Annotated in this window: 17 protein-coding genes, 1 pseudogene and 1 riboswitch; of the genes and pseudogenes, 5 read left to right on the forward strand and 13 right to left on the reverse strand. The window is 72.3% G+C overall.

Translation table 11 applies throughout. The annotated features are described in order from the left end of the window. Positions 1-332: pseudogene (locus ACPOLA_RS18505) on the forward strand (fumarate reductase/succinate dehydrogenase flavoprotein subunit); the annotation flags it as partial. A gap of 11 nt (positions 333-343) precedes the next feature. Further along, the gene (locus tag ACPOLA_RS18510) at positions 344-1,087 is read left to right on the forward strand and encodes a succinate dehydrogenase/fumarate reductase iron-sulfur subunit (protein ID WP_435771983.1); all 744 of its coding nucleotides are present in this window, start codon (positions 344-346) and stop codon (positions 1,085-1,087) included. 53 nt (positions 1,088-1,140) lie between these two features. On the opposite strand, the gene ACPOLA_RS18515 is transcribed toward ACPOLA_RS18510, so the two are convergent. The 6 genes from ACPOLA_RS18515 to ACPOLA_RS18540 form a co-directional block, all read right to left on the reverse strand. After that, the gene (locus tag ACPOLA_RS18515; protein WP_435771984.1) at positions 1,141-1,365 is read right to left on the reverse strand and encodes an SCO4848 family membrane protein; all 225 of its coding nucleotides are present in this window, start codon (positions 1,363-1,365) and stop codon (positions 1,141-1,143) included. Between the two features lie 22 nt (positions 1,366-1,387). Continuing rightward, entirely contained in the window at positions 1,388-1,933 is a 546-nt protein-coding gene (locus tag ACPOLA_RS18520) for a 2'-5' RNA ligase family protein (RefSeq protein WP_435771985.1), read from the reverse strand. Continuing rightward, positions 1,933-3,021 (reverse strand): tryptophan--tRNA ligase, encoded by a 1,089-nt coding sequence (gene trpS, locus ACPOLA_RS18525; RefSeq protein ID WP_435771986.1) that lies wholly within the window; start codon positions 3,019-3,021, stop codon positions 1,933-1,935. Before trpS ends, ACPOLA_RS18520 begins: the two co-directional genes overlap by 1 nt. 89 nt (positions 3,022-3,110) lie before the next feature. Continuing rightward, complete coding sequence (locus ACPOLA_RS18530; RefSeq protein ID WP_435771987.1) at positions 3,111-4,334, reverse strand: MFS transporter; 1,224 nt, start codon at positions 4,332-4,334, stop codon at positions 3,111-3,113. A 29-nt stretch (positions 4,335-4,363) separates the two neighbouring features. Then, positions 4,364-5,218 (reverse strand): SDR family oxidoreductase, encoded by an 855-nt coding sequence (locus tag ACPOLA_RS18535; RefSeq protein ID WP_435771988.1) that lies wholly within the window; start codon positions 5,216-5,218, stop codon positions 4,364-4,366. Between the two features lie 120 nt (positions 5,219-5,338). Continuing rightward, entirely contained in the window at positions 5,339-6,679 is a 1,341-nt protein-coding gene (locus tag ACPOLA_RS18540; RefSeq protein ID WP_435771989.1) for a cytochrome P450, read from the reverse strand. A gap of 103 nt (positions 6,680-6,782) precedes the next feature. Here ACPOLA_RS18540 and ACPOLA_RS18545 point away from each other — a divergent pair, with 103 nt between their 5' ends. Continuing rightward, positions 6,783-7,394 (forward strand): TetR/AcrR family transcriptional regulator, encoded by a 612-nt coding sequence (locus ACPOLA_RS18545; protein ID WP_435771990.1) that lies wholly within the window; start codon positions 6,783-6,785, stop codon positions 7,392-7,394. A 38-nt stretch (positions 7,395-7,432) separates the two neighbouring features. Here the strand turns inward: ACPOLA_RS18545 and ACPOLA_RS18550 are convergent, their stop codons facing one another. Beyond that, a complete protein-coding gene (locus ACPOLA_RS18550; protein WP_435771991.1) occupies positions 7,433-9,622 on the reverse strand; it encodes an NADP-dependent isocitrate dehydrogenase in 2,190 nt (729 codons plus the stop codon). A 179-nt stretch (positions 9,623-9,801) separates the two neighbouring features. Here ACPOLA_RS18550 and ACPOLA_RS18555 point away from each other — a divergent pair, with 179 nt between their 5' ends. Continuing rightward, complete coding sequence (locus ACPOLA_RS18555) at positions 9,802-10,863, forward strand: MIP/aquaporin family protein (RefSeq protein ID WP_435771992.1); 1,062 nt, start codon at positions 9,802-9,804, stop codon at positions 10,861-10,863. A 15-nt stretch (positions 10,864-10,878) separates the two neighbouring features. Here ACPOLA_RS18555 and ACPOLA_RS18560 read toward each other — a convergent pair whose 3' ends face one another. Further along, complete coding sequence (locus ACPOLA_RS18560; protein WP_435771993.1) at positions 10,879-11,529, reverse strand: hypothetical protein; 651 nt, start codon at positions 11,527-11,529, stop codon at positions 10,879-10,881. A 117-nt stretch (positions 11,530-11,646) separates the two neighbouring features. On the opposite strand from ACPOLA_RS18560, the gene ACPOLA_RS18565 reads away from it, so the two are divergent. Next, positions 11,647-12,642 carry a malate dehydrogenase gene (locus tag ACPOLA_RS18565; RefSeq protein WP_435771994.1) on the forward strand — a complete coding sequence of 332 codons (996 nt, stop codon included), beginning with the start codon at positions 11,647-11,649 and terminating at the stop codon, positions 12,640-12,642. Between the two features lie 84 nt (positions 12,643-12,726). Here the strand turns inward: ACPOLA_RS18565 and ACPOLA_RS18570 are convergent, their stop codons facing one another. The 5 genes from ACPOLA_RS18570 to ACPOLA_RS18590 form a co-directional block, all read right to left on the reverse strand. Then, positions 12,727-12,960 carry a DUF3017 domain-containing protein gene (locus ACPOLA_RS18570; RefSeq protein ID WP_435771995.1) on the reverse strand — a complete coding sequence of 78 codons (234 nt, stop codon included), beginning with the start codon at positions 12,958-12,960 and terminating at the stop codon, positions 12,727-12,729. Positions 12,961-13,058: 98 nt separating this feature from the next. Beyond that, a complete protein-coding gene (locus ACPOLA_RS18575) occupies positions 13,059-13,934 on the reverse strand; it encodes a bifunctional methylenetetrahydrofolate dehydrogenase/methenyltetrahydrofolate cyclohydrolase (protein ID WP_435771996.1) in 876 nt (291 codons plus the stop codon). Between the two features lie 47 nt (positions 13,935-13,981). Next, positions 13,982-15,562, reverse strand: a complete 1,581-nt coding sequence (purH, locus tag ACPOLA_RS18580; RefSeq protein WP_435771997.1) for a bifunctional phosphoribosylaminoimidazolecarboxamide formyltransferase/IMP cyclohydrolase — start codon at positions 15,560-15,562, stop codon at positions 13,982-13,984. Between the two features lie 34 nt (positions 15,563-15,596). After that, a riboswitch (ZMP/ZTP riboswitch) is annotated at positions 15,597-15,672 on the reverse strand. A 25-nt stretch (positions 15,673-15,697) separates the two neighbouring features. Continuing rightward, on the reverse strand, positions 15,698-16,324 hold the full coding sequence (gene purN, locus ACPOLA_RS18585; protein ID WP_435771999.1) for a phosphoribosylglycinamide formyltransferase: 627 nt from the start codon (positions 16,322-16,324) through the stop codon (positions 15,698-15,700). A 22-nt stretch (positions 16,325-16,346) separates the two neighbouring features. Then, positions 16,347-17,692: cell division protein PerM (locus tag ACPOLA_RS18590; protein WP_435771998.1), on the reverse strand; the 1,346-nt coding region annotated here is incomplete at its 5' end.

The raw sequence follows: 17,692 nt of genomic DNA on the forward strand, positions 1-17,692 counted from the left end.
TGATCCGCGAGCTCCGTGCCGACTTCTGGACCAACCTCAAGGTGCTGGGCAGCGCCGACACCATGAACCAGAGCCTCGAGAAGGCCGGCCGCGTGGCCGACTTCCTCGAGCTGGGCGAGCTGATGTGCATCGACGCGCTCAACCGCCGCGAGTCGTGCGGAGGACACTTCCGCGCGGAGTCGCAGACCGAGGACGGCGAGGCACTGCGGCACGACGACGAGTTCGCCTACGTCGCCGCCTGGGAGTGGACCGGCGAGGCCGAGCCACCCGTCCTGCACAAGGAAGACCTCGTCTACACCGCCATCGAGATGAAGCAGCGGAGCTACAAGTGAGCAGCGGCACCATGAACCTGACCCTCAAGATCTGGCGCCAGAGCGGGCCGCAGGACGAGGGCTCCATCCACACCTACCAGGTGCAGGGCGTCTCCTCGGACATGAGCTTCCTCGAGATGCTCGACGTCCTCAACGAGCAGCTCAACGAGAAGGGCGAGGAGCCGATCGCGTTCGACTCCGACTGCCGTGAGGGCATCTGCGGCATGTGCTCGCTGATGATCAACGGCGAGGCGCACGGGCCCGAGGTCACCACGACCTGCCAGCTGCACATGCGCTCGTTCAAGGACGGTGACACCATCACCATCGAGCCGTGGCGGGCCTCGGCCTTCCCGGTGCTCAAGGACCTCTGCGTCGACCGGTCGGCGTTCGACCGGATCATCCAGTCGGGCGGCTACATCTCGGCCAACACCGGGTCCGCCCCGGAGGCCAACTCCGTTCCGGTCCCCCGCGACGACGCCGTTCGCGCCTTTAACGTCGCGACCTGCATCAGCTGCGGCGCGTGCGTGGCGGCCTGCCCCAACGGCTCCGCGTCGCTGTTCGTCGGGGCCAAGATCACCCACCTCGGCGAGCTGCCGCAGGGCCAGCCGGAGCGGTTCTCCCGCGTCGTCGACATGGTGTCCCAGCACGACGCCGAGGGCTTCGGCGGCTGCACCAACATCGGCGAGTGCGCGGCGGCGTGCCCGAAGGAGATCCCGCTCGACGTGATCAGCCAGCTCAACAAGGACCTGCGGACGGCCCTGGTCAAGGGCCGCTAGCCAGCAGCAAACACCGGAGCCGGCACGAGCGATCGTGCCGGCTCCGCTGCTTCTCAGTCGTCCGCGTGGCGCAGTGCGCGCCAGCCCAGAGAGCCCAACAGGCCGGCGATCACGAAGTTGACCACGATCAGCACGGTGTGGGCGACCCAGTAGCCGACGGCGCGGTCCTCGCCCGCGTCGTAGGCGGCGTACAGGTTGCGCGCGAAGCTGCCGAACGACAGGACGTTCCAGGCGGCGACCGCCAGCAGCAGGATCGCGTGCCTCCGCTCGAGCCTCATCGCTCCTCCTCGGTGGCCGGGATCAGTCGCCGAGGGCGAAGGTCCGCGTGGCCGTCCACCCGGCCCTCCCCCGGTGGACGTACAGGTGGAAGCCGGCGACGTCGAAGACGCACTCGAAGCCGGCGAGCTCCTCGAACGCCCGGTCGAGATCCGGGTCGCCGAGGTGGTGGGCGACGGTGACGTGGGGGTGGTAGGGATACTCGAGGTCCATGGCGAGCGGCCCGCGTCGTACGGCGTGCGCGAGCTGCTCGCACTGCGAGATCCCCTCGACGAGGCCGATGAACACCACCGGCGAGACCGGCCGGAACGTCGCGGTGCCCCGGAGGTGCACGCGGAACGGCTCCGCACCGGCAGCGGCGTCGACGAGGTGCTCCTCGACCTCGGCGAGCGAGCCGGTGATCTCGGTGGGCGGCACCAGCGTGATGTGGGTCGGCACGCCGACCGCGGTCGGGTCGCCGATGCGCAGGCGGTACTCCTGCAGCTCGCTCGCCCACGGCTCGGGGATCGCGATCGCGACACCGATGGTGGTGGCGCCCGGGCGCGCAGGCCGCTGGGCGAACGTCGACATCAGGCTCCCGCCGCCGGCCCCGACGGAGCGACGAAGCCGACCCGCTCGTAGACATCGCGCAGCGTCGCATCGGCGACGGCGCTCGCCGTCGCGGCCCCCTCCGCCAGCACCTGCCGCAGGTGGGTCTGGTCGGCGAGCAGCTCGAGGGTCCGGTCGCGGAACGGTGTCACGAACTCCACCACCACCTCCGCCAGGTCCTTCTTGAGGTCGCCGTACATCCGACCGGCGTACTCCTCCTCCAGGGCGGCGACCGGCTTGCCCGCGAGGGCGGAGTAGATCGTGAGCAGGTTGCTCACCCCGGGCTTGTGCTCGGCGTCGAAGCGGATCTCGGTGCCGGAGTCGGTGACCGCCGATCGGATCTTCTTCGCGGTGACCTTGGGGTCGTCGAGCAGGAAGATGATGCCGTTGGACGAGGATCCGGACTTCGACATCTTCGCCGTCGGGTCCTGGAGGTCGGCGATCTTGGCCGTCGCCTTGAGGATGTAGGGCTCCGGCAGGCGGAAGGTCTTCTTGTACCGGCTGTTGAACCGCTGCGCGAGGTCGCGGGTCAGCTCGAGGTGCTGGCGCTGGTCCTCGCCCACCGGCACGTAGTGCGGCCGGTAGAGCAGGATGTCGGCGGCCTGCAGGATCGGATAGGTGAACAGGCCGACGCTGGCCGCCCCCTCGCCCTGCTTGGCCGACTTGTCCTTGAACTGCGTCATCCGCCGGGCCTCGCCCACTCCGGTGATGCAGTTCAGCACCCACGCGAGCTGGGCGTGGGCGGGGACCTGGCTCTGCACGAAGATCGAGCTCCGCGCCGGGTCGATCCCCATCGCGATCAGCTGGGCCGCTGCCCGGAGGGTGCGCTCGCGAAGCACCTTGGGGTCGTGCTCGACGGTGATCGCGTGCTGGTCGGCGATGAAGAAGAACGGCTGGTGCTCCCGTTGCAGGTCCACCCACTGCCGGGTCGCGCCGAGGTAGTTGCCGAAGTGGAAGGAGTCCGAGGTCGGCTGGATGCCGGAGAGCACCCGGGGCCGGGGCGTCGCCTCCTGGCGGCCGGCCGGGCCGGTCTGCACCTCCGGCGCAGGGGTCTCGGTCGTGGTGGACATGGCGACCATTGTCTCAGGCATCGGTGACCGGGAGGTAACCCGGTCGCGTGGGTGAAAACCCCGGCCGGCCGGCGGTGCTGGGTGGCGAGTCAGCCGACCGGCGCGAAGGCGGCCCTGCGGTGGGCGACGGCCGACCAGAGCAGGATGAGCACGCCGAGCGCGCTGAGACCGGCTCCGACCAGGGCCGGTGCTCGATAGCCGTGGCCCGCGGCGATCACGGCGCCGCCGAGCCATGCCCCCAGCGCGTTCGCGACGTTGAGCGACGCATGGTTCATGGCCGCACCGAGGGTGACCGCTCCCCCCGCCACGTCCATCAGCCGCAGCTGCAGGTTCACCACCAGCACCGACCCGGTCGCGGTGACCAGGAACGCCACGGGCAGCAGCGTCCAGCCGCCCGGCGCGGCGACGAAGTACACCAGCATCAGCGCCATGCCTGCGACGCCGGAGAGGATCAGGCTGCGGAAGACCGACCATGCGGCCAGCTCACCGGCCAGCCAGGTGCCGGCGACCATGCCGAGGCCGAGCGCCAGCACGAACACCGGCACGGCCCCGCGGTCGAGGCCACCGACCTCGGTCACGGTCTTCGCGACGTAGGAGTAGACGGCGAACATGCCGCCGAACCCGATGGCGCCGACGGCCATGGTCAGCCAGACCTGGAGGCTGCCGAAGAACTCGCGTGCCTCCCTCCGGCCGCTCGCCTCGGCATCTCCGGGCACCGACGGCACGGCGGCCAGGACCAGCGCGACGGTCAGCAGGGAGAGCGCGCCGCCGAGGACGAAGGTCGCCCGCCACCCCACCTGCTGACCGAGCAGCGTGGCGAGGGGCACGCCCACGACGTTCGCCACCGACAGGCCGAGCATCACGCTCGCCACCGCCCGGCCCCGCCGCTCGGCCCGCACCAGGCTGGCGGCCACCAGGCTGGCGACGCCGAAGTAGGCCCCGTGCGGAAGGCCGTCGAGGAACCGGGCCGCCGCGAGGACCTCGTAGCTGGGCGCGGCCGCGCTCAACAGGTTGAACAGGCCGTAGGCCGCCATCAGTCCGACCAGGAGGGCCCGTCGCGGCAGCGCGGGACCGAGGAACGCCAGGATCGGGACGCCGACCACGACCCCGAGCGCGTACGCCGAGATCACGTGCCCGGCCGTCGGCACCGAGATGTCCACGCCGTCGGCGATCTCCGGCAGGACGCCCATCGTCATGAACTCGGTCGTGCCGATGGTGAACCCGCCGATCGCCAGCGCCAGGATCGCCAGCGCGGGCCGGTCGTGGGCGACTGCGGGTGCCTCGGTCGAGGTGGTCGGAGGCGCAGAGGTCACGGGGTCCCGCAACCGGTGCGGCGGCCGGACTATTCCCGGGCGCCGGATGCCCCCCGGCGTGCCCGTGCCTCGTAGGCCGCCCGCGCGGACTCGTCGGCGGAGCTGAGCACGTCGTCGGCCTTGATCGCCCTCGACATGGCGTCCTGCACGGCTCGCGGCAGCGCGAGCGTCGGCTTGCTGAGGCCCTGGCTCCAGCGCGGGACCCACATCTCGGCGCGCGGCTTGCGGACGGCCGAGGCGATCACGTCCGCGACGTCCTCGGCGGTGACCGCCTTCACCCCGCGGGCCGCCGGCACGCCGGCCGCGAGCTCGGTGCGCACCACGGTGGGCAGCACCATCGTCACGTCGACACCGGCGGGCGCGAGCTCCTGGCGCAGCGCCTCGGTGAACCCGACCACCGCGAACTTGGAGGCCGAGTACGTCGTGCCGTTGGCCAGTGCCACCCGGCCCACCGCCGAGGCGACGTTGACGATGTGGCCGCGACCGCGCTCCACCATCCCGGGTGCCACCAGCTTGGTGCCGTGGATGACGCCGTACACGTTGACGTCCATGATCGCCTTGGTGACCTCGTCGGGCTCCTTGAGCACCGACCCGAGCGGCATGATCCCGGCGTTGTTGACGAGCACGTCCCAGGGGCCGAGGTGGCCGACCCGGTCGAGGAACTCCACCCACGAGTCGCGGCTGCCGACGTCGAGGCGCCCGGCGACGACGCGGTCGCGGTCGCCGGCGCCAACCTGCGCCGCCACCTCCGCGGCGAGGTCGGCGTCGAGGTCGCCGACGGCGACCCGGGCGCCCTCGCGGACGAAGCGCTCGACGGTGGCGCGGCCGATGCCACGGGCCCCACCGGTGACGATGACCGACATCCCTGCGATCCGACGACTCACTGCAGTCCTCCCCTGACCATGGCGCGGACCGCCTTCCGGTCCGTCTTCCCGACACTCGTGAGCGGGACTGCGTCGACGACGCGGACCTCCCGCGGGTACTTGCTGCTCATCGCGGGCCCCTCAGATCCGGACCAGGTCGATCGGCTGGCCGTCCTTGGGGAACGGCAGCGAGTGGTTGTCCAGCGGCGCGACGTAGCGCGGGTCGACGGACCAGCGCCGAGTGCGCAGGAGCCGGTGCATGATCGCCTTGATCTCCGCGCCGGCGAAGTAGAGGCCGATGCACTTGTGCACGCCACCGCCGAACGGGGACCACGCGTAGCGGTGGGAGCGGTCCTCCCGTCGCTCGGGCGAGAAGCGCTCGGGGTCGAAGGCGGTCGGGTCGGTCCAGTACTCCGCCATCAGGTGGGAGTGCTGCACGCCGACCGCGACGTGGGTGTCGGCCGGGATCCGGACACCCTGGACGACCGTCTCCTTCACCGTCCGGCGGGCCAGCATCGGCACGGGTGCCCGCAGCCGCAGCGACTCCTTCATGACCAGGTCCAGGCTGGTCAGCTGCTCGAGCTCCTGGAGGGTCGGCGCCTCACCGAGCGCGAGCGACTCCTCACGGCACCGCTCCTGCCACTCCGGGTGCTGGCCGAGGTACTGCAGCATGGTGGAGGTGGTGATGGTGGAGGTGTCGTGGGCCGCCATCATCAGGAAGATCATGTGGTTGACGACGTCGTCGTCGGAGAACCGCTGCCCGTCGTCGGTCTCGATGTGGCACAGCACCGAGAAGATGTCGTCGGTGCGCGTCGCGCGACGGTCCGGCAGATAGTGCCGGAGGAACTCCTCCAGCACCTTCCGGCCGCGATAGGCCCGGCCCCAGCGGGTGAACGGGACGTCGGCCCGCACCACACCTGCCGCGGCCTGCACGCACGCGATGAACGCGCGGTTGACCCGGTCCATCTCCTCGCGGCTGGTGTCGCGGGCTCCCCCCATGAAGATGTCGGCCGCGATGTCGAGCGTGAGCTGCTTGAGGGCGGGATAGCACCGGAAGTCCGCACGCGGCTCCCAGTCCTGCATGCCGGTCGCGATGGCCGGGTGCATCATCGCGACGTACGACGACAGCCGGTCGCGGGTGAAGGCCTCCTGCATGATCCGCCGGTGGACGTGGTGCTCCTCGAAGTCCAGGAGCATCAGGCCGCGGTTGAAGAACGGTCCGACGAGCTGGCCCCACGCGGGCCCGTTGGCGAAGGCCTTGTCGCCGTTGCGCAGCGCCTCCTCGACGGCGTCCGGCCCGAGCAGCATCACGAACGTCTGGCCGAGGAACGGGAAGGGCGAGACCGGGCCGTAGGTCTCCCACTGGTGACGCATCAGACCGACCGGGTCCTTGGCGTAGGCGGTGACCCGCCCGAGGAACGGGAGGCCGCGGTCGGCCGGCTGCACCCGCGGCATGGGACGGCTCTGCTGCTCCAGGGTCATGGGGGGTCGCCCTTCGTCGTGACCGGTGTCGCACCCAGCGTCATTCAGGAAGGGCGTCCTGTCAACCTATGAATTTCTTGCGTTCCCTGAGACGCTGGGGTGCATGGCCGTCCAGTCCGGGGTCTATCGCGGAGTCAGCGCGGAGGACCGAGTCGCCAGCAGGCGGGCCCGTCTGCTGGAGGCGACGCTGTCCGTATGGGCCGATCCGGCCGCGCGGACGACCATGACGGCGGTGTGCGCCGAGGCGGGGCTGACGGAGCGCTACTTCTACGAGAGCTTCCGCACCCTGGAGGAGGCGCAGCGGGCCGTGCTCGATGCCGTCGCCGCTGAGATCGAGGAGCGCACCCTCGCCGCGGCCGCCGCAGCCGGCACCGACCCGGTGGAACGCGCGGGGGCCCTGATCGCGACCTTCATCGACCTGTTGCGCGACGACCCCCGCAAGGGACGCGTCGCCATCGTCGAGGCGGGGGCGATGCCCGCGCTGCGCGAGCGTCGCACCGAGCTGCTGCGGCACTTCGCCGGCCTGCTGACCGACGAGGCCCACGAGATGCGCGGCCTACCGCGCCGCGACCAGCACACCGAGGAGCTCGCCGGCCTCTTCTTCGTCGGCGGCATGGCCGAGCTCGTCACCGCCTGGATCGAGGGAGCCCTCGAGTTCACGCCCGAGGAGATCCTCGACGTGGCGATCCGCAGCTTCCTCGGCCTCTACGGCTGAGGGAGCCGGCCCGGGCGACGCCGGACCGGCTCCTCGGCTCAGAGAGCGGCCAGCGCCGCGTTGAACGTCGCGCTCGGCCGCATCACCGCGGCCGTCTTCTCCGCGTCGGGCCGGAAGTAGCCGCCGATGTCGGCCGGCGAGCCCTGGACGGCGATCAGCTCGTCGACGATCTTCTGCTCGTCGCGGCGCAGGCTCTCGGCGAGCGGCCGGAACACCTCGGCCAGCTCGGCGTTGTCGGTCTGCTGCGCGAGCTCCTCGGCCCAGTACAGCGCGAGGTAGAAGTGGGAGCCGCGGTTGTCGATCGTGCCGAGCTTGCGGCCCGGCGAGCGGTCCTCGTTGAGGAAGGTCTCCGTCGCCCGGTCGAGGGTCTCACCGAGCACCTTCGCCCCGGCGTTGCCGTAGGTGTCGGAGAGGTGGTCGAGCGACGCGGCGAGGGCGAAGAACTCCCCGAGGCTGTCCCAGCGCAGGTAGTTCTCCTTGACCAGCTGCTGCACGTGCTTGGGCGCCGAGCCTCCGGCGCCCGTCTCGAACAGGCCGCCGCCGTTCATCAGCGGGACGATCGAGAGCATCTTCGCCGACGTGCCGAGCTCCAGGATCGGGAACAGGTCGGTGTTGTAGTCACGGAGCACGTTGCCGGTGACCGAGATGGTGTCCTCGCCCCGACGGATCCGCTCCAGCGAGTAGGCGCAGGCGTCGGCCGGCGCCATGATCTCGATGGTGAGGCCGTCGGTGTCGTGGTCCTGCAGGTACTCCCGGACCTTGGCGATCAGGTTGGCGTCGTGGGCGCGCCCCTCGTCGAGCCAGAACACCGCCGGCACGCCCGTCGCCCGGGCACGGGTGACGGCCAGCTTGACCCAGTCGCGGATCGAGGCGTCCTTGGTCTGGCACGCGCGCCAGATGTCGCCCTGCCGCACCGCGTGCTCGAGCAGCGTCGCGCCGGAGGAGTCGACGACGCGGATGGTGCCCGCGGACGGCGCCTCGAAGGTCTTGTCGTGGGAGCCGTACTCCTCGGCCGCCTTCGCCATCAGCCCCACGTTGGGCACGGAGCCCATCGTGGCCGGGTCGAAGGCGCCGTTGGCCCGGCAGTCGTCGATCACGGTCTGGTAGACGCCGGCGTACGACGAGTCCGGGATCACCGCGAGGGTGTCGGCCTCCTCGCCGTCGGGCCCCCACATGTGCCCACCGATGCGGATCATCGCCGGCATCGAGGCGTCGACGATCACGTCCGAGGGGACGTGCAGGTTGGTGATGCCCCGGTCGGAGTCCACCATCGCCATCTTCGGTCCCTCGGCGAGGGCGGAGTCGATCGCCGCCTTGATCTCCTCGCCCTTGGCCAGACCCTCCAGGCCGGCGAGGATGCCGCCGAGCCCGTCGTTGGGCGACAGGTCCGCGGCGGCGAGCTCGGCGCCGTACTGCTCGAAGACCGGCTTGAAGAACGTCCGGACGACGTGGCCGAAGATGATCGGGTCGCTGACCTTCATCATCGTCGCCTTCAGGTGCAGGGAGAAGAGCACGTCCTCGGACCTGGCGCGCTCGATCGCGCCCGCGAGGAACTCCTCCAGCGCGCGGACGTCCATGAACGTCGCGTCGACGACCTCGCCGGCGAGCACCGCCAGGGAGTCCTTCAGCACGGTCACGGTGCCGTCCTCGGCCACCAGCTCGATCCGCAGCGTGTCGTCGGCCGGGATCACGACCGACTTCTCGTTGGAGCGGAAGTCGTCGTGGCCCATGGTCGCGACGTTGGTCTTCGAGTCGGCGCTCCACTCCCCCATCCGGTGCGGGTGCGCCTTCGCGTAGTTCTTCACCGAGGCGGGTGCGCGACGGTCGGAGTTGCCCTCCCGCAGGACCGGGTTGACCGCGGAGCCCTTGACCTTGTCGTACTTGGCGCGGGCCTCACGCTCGGCGTCGTTGTCGGGGCTCTCGGGGTAGTTCGGGATGTCGAAGCCCTGCTGCTGCAGCTCGCGGATCGCGGCCTTGAGCTGCGGGATCGACGCGGAGATGTTGGGCAGCTTGATGATGTTGGCCTCGGGCTTGGTGGCCAGCTCACCGAGCTCGGCGAGCGCGTCGTCGGCCAGCCCGAACTGGGCGAGGATCCGTGCGGCGACGGAGATGTCGCGGGTCTCGACCGTGACGCCGGCCTTGGCGGCGTACGCCTCGACGACCGGGAGGAAGGAGTACGTCGCCAGCAGCGGCGCCTCGTCGGTGTGGGTGTAGATGATGCTCGACATTGCGGGCGACGCCTCCTGGGACGTTGAGGTTGCTTGACGTCAAGATATCGAACGCGGACCAACCGCGGCACCCGCGGCCCGTGCCAGCCTCGCATCCGCCCCAAGGGGGCGCAAATGACTAGAGTGCTCGCAGAACCCGGCTGGTTTTCGGGAGCCGCACCGAGGAAAGACGTGACGCCATGACTGACCTGACCAACGATCCCAGCGCCACCGCCGCCGCCGACAGCACGCCTCCGTCGCTGCCGCAGAAGCTCCTCGCCGAGCTGCTCGGCACCTTCGTCCTGGTCCTGTTCGGCTGCGGCGTGGCCGTGATGACCGGCGGCGACCTGGTCGCCACCGGCCTCGCCTTCGGCCTCACCGTGACCCTGATGGCCTACGCCGTCGGCCGCCTCTCCGGCGGTCACTTCAACCCGGCGGTCTCGCTCGGCGCCGCGATCGGCGGGCGGGTGTCCTGGAAGGACGCCGGAACTTACATCGGCGCCCAGTTCGTCGGGGGCATCCTCGCCGCCGTCGTCCTGCTCGTGCTCGCGCTGGGCATCGACGGCTTCGAGGCCTTCGACTCCAGCAACCCGCTCGGCGCCAACGGCTACAGCGAGGGTCCGTTCGACTACGCCGTGTGGGCCGCGCTGCTGGTCGAGCTGATCATGACGTTCCTCTTCGTGCTCGTCATCCTCGCGGTGACCGACGAGCGCAACGCGGTCAACGTGGTGATGGCTCCGCTCGCGATCGGGCTGACGCTCGCGGTGATCCACTTCATGCTGATCCCGCTGACCGGCACCTCGGTCAACCCCGCCCGCTCGCTCGGCCCGGCCCTGTTCAGCGGCGGTGACTGGATCCTCCAGGTGTGGCCGTTCCTCATCGCGCCGACGATCGGCGGCGGCCTCGCCGGCGTGCTCTACCCGCTGCTCTTCGGCCGCGGCGCCGACCCCGTCCCCGGCTCCGGCTTCGGCAGCGGCACCCGCCCCAACCCGTTCGAGCAGCAGTGGAACCAGCAGCACAGCGGCTTCGGCCAGCCCCAGCAGGAGCAGCCGATCATCCAGGACGGCTGGCAGTGGGACCCCGCCGCCCAGCAGTGGATCCCCGCCCAGCAGCCGGTCCAGCAGCCCGCCCAGCAGCCGGTCCAGTCGCCCGGTCAGCAGGGCTTCGGCGCCCCGTCCGGCCCGGCCGGCCCGGAGGCGCCCCAGCAGGGCGGCTGGGCACCGCCGCCGGGCGAGCAGACGCAGGTCCGCCCGCCGCAGTAGGGCCCGCCAGGTCGATCAGCGGGGCTCGTCGTGCGCGACGAGCCCCGCCTCCTCGGTGCTGACCAGGCCGACACCGCGTGCGTAGCGCTCCCGTCCGGTCACGCCGTCGGTCGTCACCTCGAGCACCACCACGGGGTGGTAGGTCCCCAGCGGCACGGTCACCGCGTCGTCCACCGCCACGACCCGGGCGCGGACGTCCAGACCGGGCGCCGCCGCCATCCGGAACCCGTCCCCGAAGCGTGGATCGGCCGGCATGGCGAGCCCCGCCTCGTCGAACCAGCGCCCGTCGCGACCCAGCCACCAGACGTTCCCCGCCTCGTCCTGCGCGAGGTGGTCGACGACCCGGCCGACCTCTCGCCCCCGGGCGTCACGGACCACCTGCTCCCGGGCGGTGGTGCGGATGCCCTCGTGCTCGGGGCCCTCCGTCGCGGTCACCACGAGCGAGGTGCCGGCCGCGCCGGCGTACGTCCAGCTCGCGCCGGCCGGCAGCGGCAGCCATGGGTTGTCGACCCCGGCCACGAAGTCCTCCGCCGCTGGCTCCGGGGTCGGGACGACCAGGCCGTCGACGCCCCGCGGCGGTGCGGGCGGGGAGGCCGACCCACACCCGGTGGCACCGGCCACGGCCAGCACTGCGGCCGCGGCGAACCAGCGGCGAGCCCTCGTCATGGCGTTATCGTCTCGCACCGCCGCCCGCCTGCCGGAGCGGGCCGAGGCGCTGCTAGCGTCGCCGGGGAGTCCCGCCCCCGACGTCGTGACGTGACGAGTCAAGCAAGGAGTGTCCTCGTGAGCGCTAGTGCATCCGGCCCGCTCAAGGTCGCCGTGACCGGTGCTGCCGGTCAGATCGGCTACAGCCTTCTCTTCCGCATCGCCAGCGGCGCGATCGCAGGCGACCGGCCTGTCGAGCTCCGCCTGCTCGAGATCGAGCCCGCCCTCAAGGCGCTCGAGGGTGTCGTCATGGAGCTCGACGACTGCGCGTTCCCGAACCTCGCCGGCGTCGAGATCGGCGCCGACCCGGAGAAGATCTTCGACGGCGTCAACCTCGCCCTCCTCGTCGGCGCGCGCCCCCGCGGCCCCGGCATGGAGCGCGGCGACCTGCTCTCCGCCAACGGAGCGATCTTCACCGCGCAGGGCAAGGCGCTCAACAAGGTCTCCGCCGACGACGTACGGATCGGCGTGACCGGCAACCCCGCCAACACCAACGCCCTCATCGCGGCGAGCAACGCCCCAGACATCCCCAAGGAGCGGTTCTCGGCGCTGACCCGCCTCGACCACAACCGCGCCATCTCGCAGCTGGCCGCCAAGACAGGCGCGAAGGTCACCGACATCAAGAAGATGACGATCTGGGGCAACCACTCGGCCACCCAGTACCCCGACATCTTCCACGCCGAGATCGCCGGCCGGAACGCCGCGGAGACCGTGGGCGACCAGGAGTGGATCGAGAACACCTTCATCCCCACCGTCGCCAAGCGGGGCGCCGCGATCATCGACGCCCGTGGCGCGTCGTCGGCCGCCTCCGCCGCGTCGGCGACCTGCGACGCCGCCCGCGACTGGCTCAACGGCACGCCCGAGGGCGACTGGGTGTCGATGGCCGTCGTGTCCGACGGCTCCTACGGCGTCCCGGAGGGGCTGGTCTCGTCGTTCCCGGTGACGACCCGCGACGGCGGCTGGGAGATCGTCCAGGGCCTCGACATCGACGACTTCTCGCGCGGCCGGATCGACGCCTCCGTCGCCGAGCTCGAGGACGAGCGCAAGGCCGTCACGGAGCTCGGCCTGATCTGAGCCCGGGTCTCCGCCGACCGCAGACGACGAAGGGCCGGTGCCATCGGGCACCGGCCCTTCGTCGCGCCCGGGCGAGCACGGCGCTCAGACCGGCTGTTCGGGGATCGTCCCCGCGAGCGCGAAGAGCGCCACCGTGAACGCGAGCAGGAGACCCACGTCGAGGAGCCGATGGCGTACGGCCAGCATGCCGGCGTCCTTCTCCGGGAGCAGCAGGCGCAGCAGGGCCGCGGCCGCGAGGGCACCGGACACGGTCCGGACGCCGGCCCGCCAGTCGCCGGCGACCGCGATGCCGATCCCGACCCCCACCGCCACCAGCACCGCGAGGTAGCAGGCGCCGCCGATGGTCGACGGGTAGCGGCGCGGCTCCGTCGCCGCGGACGGGTCGGGCGCGTCGGGTCCGTCGTGCTGCTCGCCGCTCAGTGCGCTGCCTTCCCGCCCTCGTGGTCGGCCAGCTTCTCCGCCATCGTCACCACGTTGGCCAGCAGCATCGCGCGGGTCATCGGACCCACGCCACCGGGGTTCGGGGAGACCCAGCCGGCGACGTCCCAGACGTCCGCGGCCACGTCGCCGGCGAGCTTGCCGTCGACCCGGCTCACGCCGACGTCCAGCACGGCCGCGCCGGGCTTGACCATGTCGCCGGTCACGATGCCCGGCACTCCGGCAGCGGCCACCACGATGTCGGCCCTGCGCACGTGGGCGGCGAGGTCGGTGGTGCCGGTGTGGCACAGCGTGACGGTCGCGTTCTCGGAGCGGCGGGTCAGCAGCAGCCCGAGCGGCCGGCCGACCGTGATGCCCCGACCGACCACGACGACCTCCGCGCCGGCGATCGCGACGCCGTGGCGACGCAGCAGCTCGACGATGCCGTACGGCGTGCAGGGCAGCGGCGCCTCGTTGCCGAGGACCAGCCAGCCGAGGTTGGTGGGGTGCAGCCCGTCGGCGTCCTTGGCGGGATCGATCAGCCCGAGCACCCGGTTCTCGTCCCGGCCGCGCGGCAGCGGCAGCTGGACGATGTAGCCCGTGCAGGCGGGGTCGGCGTTGAGGCGGGCGACCGCCTCCTCGATCTCCGCCTGGGTGGCGGTCTCCGGCAGGTCCACCCGGATCGAGGCGATGCCCACCTCGGCGCAGTCCTTGTGCTTGCCGTTGACGTACCACCGCGAGCCCGGGTCGTCGCCGACCAGCACGGTGCCCAGCCCCGGCGTGATGCCCGCCGCCTGCAGCGCGGCCACCCTTGTCCGCAGCTCGTCCTTGATCGCGGCAGCGGTGGCGGTGCCGTCGAGCCTCTGTGCAGTCACGGTGTGCATCCTCCCAGACGTCGAATCGCGTGTGGCGCGGTCCGGCGTCAGTGGGCGAAGTGCCGGGTGCCGGTGAAGTACATCGTGACGCCGGCGGCCGCGCACGCCGCAACGGTCTCCTCGTCGCGCACCGACCCGCCCGGCTGCACGATGGCCCGCACGCCCGCGTCGATGAGGATCTGCGGCCCGTCGGCGAACGGGAAGAAGGCGTCGGACGCCGCCACCGATCCCGCGGCCCGGTCGCCGGCGCGCGCCACGGCGAGCCGGCAGGAGTCCACGCGGTTGACCTGGCCCATGCCGATTCCCACCGACGCGCCGCCGGAGGCGAGCAGGATGGCGTTGGACTTCGCCGCGCGCACCGCTCGCCACGCGAAGGCGAGGTCGGCGAGCAGCGCGTCGTCGGCCGCGTCGCCGGTGGCGAGCGTCCACGAGGAGGGGTCGTCGCCCTCGGCCTGGAAGTGGTCGGCGTGCTGCATCAGCAGGCCGCCGCTGATCGGGCGGATCTCCGCCCCCGCCTGCTCGAGCGGCTCGGCGACCAGGATCCGGATGTTCTTCTTGGCCTGCAGCACCTCGACCGCGCCGTCCTCGTAGCCGGGCGCGACGATGACCTCGGTGAAGATCTCGGCCACCTGCTCGGCCATCTGCCGCGACACGTCGACGTTGGTGGCGATCACCCCGCCGAACGCGGAGACCGGGTCGCACTCGTGCGCCTTGCGGTGCGCCTCGGCCACGTCGGCGCCGACGGCGATGCCGCAGGGGTTGGCGTGCTTGATGATGGCGACCGTCGGCGCGTTCCCGTGGTCGTACGCCGCCCGGCGCGCCGCGTCGGTGTCGACGTAGTTGTTGTAGGACATCTCCTTGCCGTGCAGCTGCTCCGCGGCGGCGAGCCCACCGGGCCAGAACCCGGAGCGGTAGAGCGCGGCCGGCTGGTGCGGATTCTCGCCGTACCGGAGCACGGCCGCCTTGTCCCAGGTCGCCCCGGCCCACGCCGGGAAGCCGGAGCCGGCCGAGGTGTCGGTGAGGACGTTGCCCATCCAGCTGGCCACCTGGACGTCGTACGTCGCGGTGTGCACGAACGCCTTGGCGGCGAGGCCCTCCCGCTCGGCCTGGGTGAAGCCACCGGCCCGCGCCGCCTCCAGGGCGCGCGGATAGTCGGCGCCGTCGGTGACGATCGCGACCGAGGCGTGGTTCTTCGCGGCGGCCCGCACCATCGAGGGCCCGCCGATGTCGATCTTCTCGATGCAGTCCTGGACCCCGGCTCCGGACGCGACCGTCGCCGCGAACGGGTACAGGTTGACCACGACGAGGTCGAACGGCGCCACCTCCAGCTCGTCGAGCTGCCGGACGTGCTCGGGAAGTCGCCGGTCGGCGAGGATGCCGGCGTGCACCCGCGGGTGCAGGGTCTTGACCCTGCCGTCGAGGCACTCGGGGAAGCCCGTCAGGTCCTCGACCTTCGTCACCGGGAGTCCGAGCGACTCGATGAGCGCAGCCGACCCGCCGGTGGAGACCAGCTCGACACCGGCGTCGTGCAGGCCGCGGACGAGGTCGTCGAGGCCGGTCTTGTCGAACACGGACACGAGTGCGCGCCGGATCGGGCGGCGCTCGTCGGCAGCTGGCGTTGCGGTCACGGGCGGGTCTCCTCATCGGGGTCGGATCTCTCGATGAGGGCACCCAGGCGGTCGATGCCGACTCGTCACTCCCCGGTGGTCACCCACCTGCGCCAGTCGTGTGCCCCGGACTCTACCGAAGCGGTGGGACCGTCCCTAACCGCCGAGGCGCACGCGGCGGCCCTCGACCGCGAAGCCCTCGCGGGCCATCCGGCCCACCGTCTCGACCAGCATCGCCCGCTCGGCGACCTTGATCCGCTCGTGCAGGGTGTCGACCGTGTCGTCGTCCTCGACCGGCACCGCCGTCTGGGCGACGATCGCCCCGGTGTCGACGCCGGCGTCGACCACGAACAGGGTCGCCCCGGTGATCTTCACGCCGTAGGCCAGTGCGTCCTGCGGGCCGTGCATCCCGGGGAACGACGGGGACAGCGCCGGATGGGTGTTGACCGTGCGACCGCCGAACCGCTCGAGGAACGCGGCACCCACCAGCTTCATGAAGCCGGCCAGCACCACCAGGTCGGGCCGGAAGGCGGCCACCTCCTCGGCCAGGGCGCGGTCCCAGTGCTCGCGGGAGGGATGGTCGGCGACCCGCGTCACGAAGGTCGGTACGCCGGCGCGCTGCGCCCGCGCGAGGCCCTCGATGCCGTCGCGGTCGGCGCCGACGCCGACGACCCGGGCGCCGTAGGAGGCGTCCGCCGCGGCGTCGAGCAGCGCCTGGAGGTTGGTGCCGGAGCCGGAGACGAGCACGACCAGGCGTGCGGGGGCGGCGGACACGGCCCGCAGTCTAGGGCCCGTCGGCAGCAGGTCAGCCGCGCGGGCGCGGCCGGAGGGCGCGCAGCCGGGACCTGACCCGCGCCTCCCCCTCGCGCTGCCACCAGCACACCGACAAGGCGCCGGTCACGCCGCCGATGCCGAACGAGGTGATCGCGTGGAGCAGCACGTCGACGGTGAACGGGCCGACCTCCGCCATCCGCCCCGGTCCGACGGCGCCGCCGGCCAGCGCGGTGAGGAGCCCGAGCACCACCCCCGCCGTGATGCCGCCCGCACAGCCCCGGATCGCTGCCTGGTCCCAGGCCAGCACCGGCCGGTCGCGCTGCACCCGGCCCGCCACCACGACCGCCACCAGCACGGGCAGCAGCATCAGCCAGCCCGCCCAGCCGGGCGTCGGTCCCTGGTCGGGAAGTGCCGCGAGCAGCGGGAACATCGGCAGCGGACCCAGCACGACGGCGCTGGTGGAGACGACCGTCCCGGTGCCCACGGCGAAGCCGGGGCCGAGCAGGTAGGAGCTGGAGAAGAGCGTCGCGTTGGGGAGCACCAGGGCGGTCAGGAGCAGCAGCAGGACGACGGCGCCGGCGTCGGCATGGAGCTGCGAGGCGACGTTGGCGGCGGTGGAGAAGTCGGCGACGAAGGCCGCCGCGAGGACGGCGACCGAGACCAGCGCCCAGGCGACCAGGATCCGGCGCGCGACGAGGGCGGTGTCGCGGACCCTCGCGGGGAGCCGGGGCAGCCAGACGGCGGCACGTCCGGACCCGCGGGCGATCGCCGGCCCGCCGACGCCGACGGCGACGAGCACCGACCACAGCACGACGCGGGCGGTGCTGGGCGAGGACGCGGCGGTCGCCGCCACCGAGCCGGCGACCACGCCGACGACGGCGTACCCGACGGCGAAGAACGCGGTGGCGGTGGCGACGGTCCAGTCCCGCTCGCCGTCGGCGATCCGGTCGGCGTCGGGCCCGTGCCCGGAGACCGACTCGCCGACGCGGTGGCCCAGCCGCCAGGCGACCCAGGCGCACACGAGGGTGAGCCCGAGCGGCATCGCGGTGATCCGGATCCCCTCGACGGCGACCGTGGATCCGTGCGCCGCCAGCCAGCCGTGCGCACCGACCCCCAGCGCGCCGCTCGGGCTGCCCACGGCACCGGCGTCGGTCAGGAACCAGCCCACCACGGCGACCGCGAGGCAGACCAGGAGCGGCCCGCCCGCGGCGACCGCTCCCCCGAGCGTCGCGGTCGGCACCAGCGGCCGCGCCGTCGCCAGGTCGCGGCGCAGGTCCGCGTCGGTCCGGCGGGCCGGGCGGGCGCGGGGGGGGGGCGGGGGGCGGGCGCCCCCCGCCCCGCGCCCCCCCGCCGGCAGGAGCGCACTCAGCCTAGAAA

Source organism: Nocardioides proteolyticus (assembly GCF_051280635.3).
In the GTDB taxonomy this organism is placed as follows: domain Bacteria; phylum Actinomycetota; class Actinomycetes; order Propionibacteriales; family Nocardioidaceae; genus Nocardioides.

What these genes read in the sequence shown, in the direction of transcription:
- trpS (WP_435771986.1), bottom strand. Translation starts at nt 3,021, where the DNA reads ATGTCCACCACGACCGAGACCCCTGCGCCGGAGGTGCAGACCGGCCCG.
- ACPOLA_RS18560 (WP_435771993.1), bottom strand. Translation starts at nt 11,529, where the DNA reads ATGACGAGGGCTCGCCGCTGGTTCGCCGCGGCCGCAGTGCTGGCCGTG.
- ACPOLA_RS18510 (WP_435771983.1), top strand. Translation starts at nt 344, where the DNA reads ATGAACCTGACCCTCAAGATCTGGCGCCAGAGCGGGCCGCAGGACGAG.
- ACPOLA_RS18515 (WP_435771984.1), bottom strand. Translation starts at nt 1,365, where the DNA reads ATGAGGCTCGAGCGGAGGCACGCGATCCTGCTGCTGGCGGTCGCCGCC.
- ACPOLA_RS18520 (WP_435771985.1), bottom strand. Translation starts at nt 1,933, where the DNA reads ATGTCGACGTTCGCCCAGCGGCCTGCGCGCCCGGGCGCCACCACCATC.
- ACPOLA_RS18550 (WP_435771991.1), bottom strand. Translation starts at nt 9,622, where the DNA reads ATGTCGAGCATCATCTACACCCACACCGACGAGGCGCCGCTGCTGGCG.
- ACPOLA_RS18540 (WP_435771989.1), bottom strand. Translation starts at nt 6,679, where the DNA reads ATGACCCTGGAGCAGCAGAGCCGTCCCATGCCGCGGGTGCAGCCGGCC.
- ACPOLA_RS18555 (WP_435771992.1), top strand. Translation starts at nt 9,802, where the DNA reads ATGACTGACCTGACCAACGATCCCAGCGCCACCGCCGCCGCCGACAGC.
- ACPOLA_RS18545 (WP_435771990.1), top strand. Translation starts at nt 6,783, where the DNA reads ATGGCCGTCCAGTCCGGGGTCTATCGCGGAGTCAGCGCGGAGGACCGA.